The sequence below is a fragment of the Paenibacillus sp. 1-18 genome, assembly GCF_000520755.1.
Taxonomy (GTDB): Bacteria; Bacillota; Bacilli; order Paenibacillales; family Paenibacillaceae; genus Paenibacillus; species Paenibacillus brasilensis.
In genome coordinates this window covers 1-3,692 of record NZ_ASSB01000396.1, presented here as the reverse complement: position 1 = coordinate 3,692, position 3,692 = coordinate 1, and the positions used below count along the sequence as shown (strand labels likewise).

2 protein-coding genes are annotated in these 3,692 nt (G+C 48.2%); both read left to right on the top strand.

Annotation, left to right across the window (positions count from 1 at the left end):
* Positions 1–92 precede the first annotated feature (92 nt).
* Positions 93–1,856, top strand: a complete 1,764-nt coding sequence (locus tag L693_RS0126770) for an ABC transporter ATP-binding protein (protein WP_025721493.1) — start codon at positions 93–95, stop codon at positions 1,854–1,856.
* The coding region (locus L693_RS0126765) for an ABC transporter ATP-binding protein (RefSeq protein ID WP_025721491.1) at positions 1,849–3,692 on the top strand (1,844 nt) is incomplete at its 3' end. The genes L693_RS0126770 and L693_RS0126765, both read left to right, overlap by 8 nt.

The window sequence follows — 3,692 nt, the reverse complement described above, 5'->3', positions numbered from 1 at the left end:
AAGCTTATTGTCTCTAAAAGCTGAATTCCTATGCAGGTCATATTAAATTGCACCAAACACCTAAGATTTTCAGATAAAAGGAGAGCAACAGAATGCTGAAGATATTCAAATATCTCAAGAAAAATGAATGGATGCTCGTGCTTTTCAGCCTTGCTTTCATCGTTGTGCAGGTATGGCTTGATCTGAAGCTGCCTGATTATATGGCAGAAATTACAACCAAGCTGCAAACAGCAGGAACACCTATATCAGAACTGCTGGTCCCCGGTAGTTACATGCTGTTGTGTGCCGTCGGCAGTATGATTGCATCTATTATTGTCGGCTATTTTGCGGCGAAGGTGGCGGCAGGACTGGCCATGCGTCTGCGTGCGATGGTCTTTGATAAGACCTTATCCTTCTCGATGGAAGAGATGAACAGCTTTTCGACGGCAAGCCTCATCACACGCTCCACGAACGATGTTACCCAGATTCAAACAGTGGTTGCGCTGGGACTGCAGGTGATCATCAAGGCACCGATTCTGGCTGTGTGGGCCATTGTGAAAATCGCGGATAAAAACTGGCAGTGGACCGCCTCTACAGGAGGGGCCGTGGCTGTCCTGATCCTGATGCTGAGTGTCATTGTTATTTTCGCTCTGCCAAGTTTCAAGAAAATCCAGCGTCTCACCGATAATCTGAACAAGGTAACACGTGAGCATCTGACCGGACTTCGGGTGGTGCGCGCTTACAATGCAGATCAGTACCAGGAGGAGAAGTTCGGGCAGGCCAATGTCGAATTGATGAATACAAACCTGTTTGCGAACCGGTTAATGGCAATGGTTGGCCCGGGCATGACCTTTATTATGTCGGGTCTGAGTGTCTCTATCTATTGGATTGGCGCTTACCTGATTAACGGAGCGGCCGTGTCGGACCGCATTACGTTGTTCTCTAATATGGTCGTATTTTCCTCTTATGCGATGCAGGTGGTTATGGCCTTTATGATGGTAAGTATGATCTTCTTCCTGATGCCTCGAGCTTCGATTTCTGCGAAACGGATCATGGAGGTATTGAATACCGAATCCAGCATCGTTGACGGACATGAGACAGCTGGAGAAGAGGACGTTATGGGTCAGGTGGAATTCCGTAATGTCAGCTTCAAATATCCGGTTGCGGAGGAGCCCGTGCTTCACAACATTAGCTTTACGGCAAAAAGGGGCGAGACGGTTGCCTTTATTGGCGCAACAGGCAGTGGCAAAACCAGCGTAGTCAATCTGATTTCCCGTTTCTACGATGTGACCGAGGGAGAGGTGCTCGTGGATGGTGTGAATGTCAGAAACTATAAGCAGCAGGCACTCCATAACAAAATCGGGTATGTCCCTCAGAGAGCCGTGCTTTTCAGCGGTACAGTGGCATCCAACGTTTCGTATGGCGATGACGGAAGAGCAGGAGCTTCGGAGAAACTCGTCAAAGCAGCCGTAGGGATTGCCCAAGGCACGGAATTTGTTGAAAAAATGGATGGTCAGTATCAGGGACGGATTTCACAAGGTGGAGCGAACGTGTCCGGTGGTCAAAAGCAGCGTCTGTCCATTGCGCGTGCCATTTACCGCCAGCCGGAGATTTATATCTTCGATGATTCCTTCTCGGCACTGGACTACAGAACAGACCGGATTCTGCGCTCCGCTCTTAAAAAAGAAACCGGCCATGCGACGACACTCATTGTTGCTCAGCGCATAGGCACCATTAAGGACGCTGACCGGATTATCGTACTGGAACAGGGGGAGATTGTAGGGAACGGCACACATGAAGAGCTGATGGCGAACTGCAGCACCTATCAGGAGATCGCTTATTCGCAGCTTTCGAAGGAGGAACTCGTACATGGATAAGAATGAACACACCGTCGGTAGTCAGGATATGAAAATGAAACAGCGAGGTCCCATGGGTGGAGGTCCTGCGAGGGGGATGGCTCCTGGTGAAAAAGCGAATGATTTTAAAAAGACCATCGTCCAGCTCTTATCCTACAGCAAGGCCTATGTGCCCGTAATTATACTCGCAATGGTGCTGGCCCTGGTCGGTTCCGCCTTCAATGTAATTGGTCCGGATAAGCTCAGCGATATTGCCAACCTGATCCAGGAAGGAATCGTAACAGGGGTTGATGTGAATGCTGTCCAGAAGATTGTTTTTGTATTGGTGCTTTTGTATGGTCTGGGTCTTATCTTTAACTATTTCCAAGGCTTCATTACGGCAACCGTGTCACAGCGTCTTACAAAAAAGATGCGGACAGAGCTGTCCCGAAAAATCAATCATATGCCTTTGAAGTATTTTGATGCTACAAGCTACGGTAATGTGCTTAGTCGTGTGACCAACGATGTCGATACCATCGGTCAAACGTTAAACAACAGTCTCGGCACGCTTGTCAGCGCGCTGGCAACCTTCGTGGGTGCCCTGATTATGATGCTGTATACGAACTGGATCATGACCGTTACCGGGATTCTGGCTACGTTGATCGGTTTTTCCTTGATGACCGTGATTATGAAGCATTCACAGAAATATTTTGTAGCACAGCAAGCGGAGCTTGGCCAGATTAACGGTCATATCGAAGAAACCTATGCCGGTCATAACGTAGTCAAGGTATATAATGGAGAAAAAGCAGCCAAGGAAGTGTTCCATGGCATTAACGGCCGCTTATATACAAATGCATGGAAGTCCCAGTTCATGTCTGGCCTGATGATGCCGGTCATGATGTTCATCGGGAATTTCGGTTATGTCGCGGTCTGTGTCGTAGGCGCTTTGCTGGTGAATCAACATACTATAACGATCGGAACTATTGTAGCCTTCATGGTGTATATTCGTCTGTTTACACAGCCTTTGTCACAGCTGGCACAGGCCGCAACCAATCTGCAATCTGCGGCTGCCGCCAGTGAACGTGTATTCGAATTTCTGGGTGAGGAAGAATTGGCGGATGAGAGCGACAAGACCGAGAAGCTGGACAACGCCAAAGGGAATATCGAATTTAAACATGTCCGTTTCGGTTATCACGAAGACCGTATGATTATCAAGGATTTCTCTATGAAAGCTGAAGCTGGTCAGAAAATTGCCATTGTTGGTCCGACAGGCGCCGGTAAGACAACGCTCGTGAATTTGCTTATGCGGTTCTATGAGCTGAACGGCGGGGAAATCTATATTGACGGAACCCCGATCAGCCAATTAACACGTGAGAATATTCATGAATTATTCTGTATGGTGTTGCAGGATACCTGGTTGTTTGAAGGAACGATCCGTGAGAATATCGTCTTTTCCAAACAGCATGTTACTAATGAACAGGTGGAAGCTGCGTGTAGAGCGGTAGGGCTGCACAGCTTCCTTAAAACACTGCCGCAAGGCTATGATACGATGCTGGACGATAAAGCCAATCTCTCTGCCGGTCAAAAGCAATTGATTACCATTGCAAGAGCCATGATTGAAGATGCACCCATGCTCATTCTGGATGAGGCCACAAGTTCGGTCGATACGCGTACGGAATTGCTGATTCAACAAGCGATGGACCAGCTGACTGTAGGTAAAACCTCCTTTGTGATTGCCCACCGCCTCTCGACGATCAAGAACGCCGATCTGATTCTGGTCATGAAGGACGGCAACATTATCGAAACGGGCAAGCATGAGGAATTGCTGGCTAAAGGCGGCTTCTATGCCGATCTATACAATAGCCAGTTTGAACATGC

What these genes read in the sequence shown, in the direction of transcription:
- L693_RS0126770 (WP_025721493.1), top strand. Translation starts at nt 93, where the DNA reads ATGCTGAAGATATTCAAATATCTCAAGAAAAATGAATGGATGCTCGTG.